Raw genomic sequence first — 2,971 nt, 5'->3', positions numbered from 1 at the left:
AGCAAATTGCTTGGGTGTTATATGGTCAAGCCTCACGGGCAATTAGTATTGGTTAGCTCAACGCCTCACAGCGCTTACACACCCAACCTATCAACGTCGTAGTCTTCGACGGCCCTTTAGGGAACTCAAGGTTCCAGTGAGATCTCATCTTGAGGCAAGTTTCCCGCTTAGATGCTTTCAGCGGTTATCTCTTCCGAACATAGCTACCCGGCAATGCCACTGGCGTGACAACCGGAACACCAGAGGTTCGTCCACTCCGGTCCTCTCGTACTAGGAGCAGCCCCTCTCAAATCTCAAACGTCCACGGCAGATAGGGACCGAACTGTCTCACGACGTTCTAAACCCAGCTCGCGTACCACTTTAAATGGCGAACAGCCATACCCTTGGGACCGGCTTCAGCCCCAGGATGTGATGAGCCGACATCGAGGTGCCAAACACCGCCGTCGATATGAACTCTTGGGCGGTATCAGCCTGTTATCCCCGGAGTACCTTTTATCCGTTGAGCGATGGCCCTTCCATACAGAACCACCGGATCACTAAGACCTACTTTCGTACCTGCTCGACGTGTTTGTCTCGCAGTCAAGCGCGCTTTTGCCTTTATACTCTACGACCGATTTCCGACCGGTCTGAGCGCACCTTCGTACTCCTCCGTTACTCTTTGGGAGGAGACCGCCCCAGTCAAACTACCCACCATACACTGTCCTCGATCCGGATAACGGACCTGAGTTAGAACCTCAAAGTTGCCAGGGTGGTATTTCAAGGATGGCTCCATGAGAACTGGCGTCCCCACTTCAAAGCCTCCCACCTATCCTACACAAGCAAATTCAAAGTCCAGTGCAAAGCTATAGTAAAGGTTCACGGGGTCTTTCCGTCTAGCCGCGGATACACTGCATCTTCACAGCGATTTCAATTTCACTGAGTCTCGGGTGGAGACAGCGCCGCCATCGTTACGCCATTCGTGCAGGTCGGAACTTACCCGACAAGGAATTTCGCTACCTTAGGACCGTTATAGTTACGGCCGCCGTTTACCGGGGCTTCGATCAAGAGCTTCGCTTGCGCTAACCCCATCAATTAACCTTCCGGCACCGGGCAGGCGTCACACCCTATACGTCCACTTTCGTGTTTGCAGAGTGCTGTGTTTTTAATAAACAGTCGCAGCGGCCTGGTATCTTCGACCGGCATGGGCTTACGGAGCAAGTCCTTCACCCTCGCCGGCGCACCTTCTCCCGAAGTTACGGTGCCATTTTGCCTAGTTCCTTCACCCGAGTTCTCTCAAGCGCCTTGGTATTCTCTACCTAACCACCTGTGTCGGTTTGGGGTACGGTTCCCAGTTATCTGAAGCTTAGGAGCTTTTCTTGGAAGCATGGCATCAACCACTTCGTCGCCTAATGGCAACTCGTCATCAGCTCTCGGCCTTGAAATCCCGGATTTGCCTAAGATCTCAGCCTACCACCTTAAACTTGGACAACCAACGCCAAGCTGGCCTAGCCTTCTCCGTCCCTCCATCGCAATAACTGGAAGTACAGGAATATTAACCTGTTTTCCATCGACTACGCTTTTCAGCCTCGCCTTAGGGACCGACTAACCCTGCGTCGATTAACGTTGCGCAGGAAACCTTGGTCTTTCGGCGTGCGAGTTTTTCACTCGCATTGTCGTTACTCATGTCAGCATTCGCACTTCTGATACCTCCAGCAAGCTTCTCAACTCACCTTCACAGGCTTACAGAACGCTCCTCTACCGCATCACCAAAAGGTGATACCCGTAGCTTCGGTGCATGGTTTGAGCCCCGTTACATCTTCCGCGCAGGCCGACTCGACTAGTGAGCTATTACGCTTTCTTTAAAGGATGGCTGCTTCTAAGCCAACCTCCTAGCTGTCTAAGCCTTCCCACATCGTTTCCCACTTAACCATGACTTTGGGACCTTAGCTGACGGTCTGGGTTGTTTCCCTTTTCACGACGGACGTTAGCACCCGCCGTGTGTCTCCCATGCTCGGCACTTGTAGGTATTCGGAGTTTGCATCGGTTTGGTAAGTCGGGATGACCCCCTAGCCGAAACAGTGCTCTACCCCCTACAGTGATACATGAGGCGCTACCTAAATAGCTTTCGAGGAGAACCAGCTATCTCCGAGCTTGATTAGCCTTTCACTCCGATCCACAGGTCATCCGCTAACTTTTCAACGGTAGTCGGTTCGGTCCTCCAGTCAGTGTTACCTAACCTTCAACCTGCCCATGGATAGATCGCCCGGTTTCGGGTCTATACCCAGCGACTAAACGCCCTATTAAGACTCGCTTTCGCTACGCCTCCCCTATTCGGTTAAGCTCGCCACTGAATATAAGTCGCTGACCCATTATACAAAAGGTACGCAGTCACCTAACAAGTAGGCTCCCACTGCTTGTACGCATACGGTTTCAGGTTCTATTTCACTCCCCTCTCCGGGGTTCTTTTCGCCTTTCCCTCACGGTACTGGTTCACTATCGGTCAGTCAGTAGTATTTAGCCTTGGAGGATGGTCCCCCCATGTTCAGACAAAGTTTCTCGTGCTCCGTCCTACTCGATTTCATTGACAAGAGATTTTCGTGTACGGGGCTATCACCCACTATGGCCGCACTTTCCAGAGCGTTCCACTAATCTCAAATCAACTTAAGGGCTGGTCCCCGTTCGCTCGCCACTACTAAGGGAATCTCGGTTGATTTCTTTTCCTCAGGGTACTTAGATGTTTCAGTTCCCCTGGTTCGCCTCTTGCACCTATGTATTCAGTACAAGATACTCAGCTTATGCTGAGTGGGTTCCCCCATTCAGAGATCTCTGGATCACAGTCTGTTTGCCGACTCCCCAAAGCTTATCGCAGGCTACCACGTCTTTCATCGCCTCTGACTGCCAAGGCATCCACCGTATGCGCTTCTTCACTTGACCATATAACCCCAAGCAATCTGGTTATACTGTGAAGACGACATTCGCCGAAAATTCGCAC

The 2,971-nt window shown here is 51.8% G+C and carries 1 rRNA gene; it reads right to left on the bottom strand.

What is annotated here, in order from left to right:
* Positions 1 to 21: 21 nt before the first annotated feature.
* A 23S ribosomal RNA gene (locus tag CAF78_RS27405) occupies positions 22 to 2,913 on the bottom strand.
* Between the last annotated feature and the right edge of the window lie 58 nt (positions 2,914 to 2,971).

This window comes from Pseudomonas sp. R28(2017) (assembly GCF_002112505.1).
Taxonomy (GTDB): Bacteria; Pseudomonadota; Gammaproteobacteria; order Pseudomonadales; family Pseudomonadaceae; genus Aquipseudomonas.
This window is presented reverse-complemented; position numbering and strand designations above follow the sequence as displayed.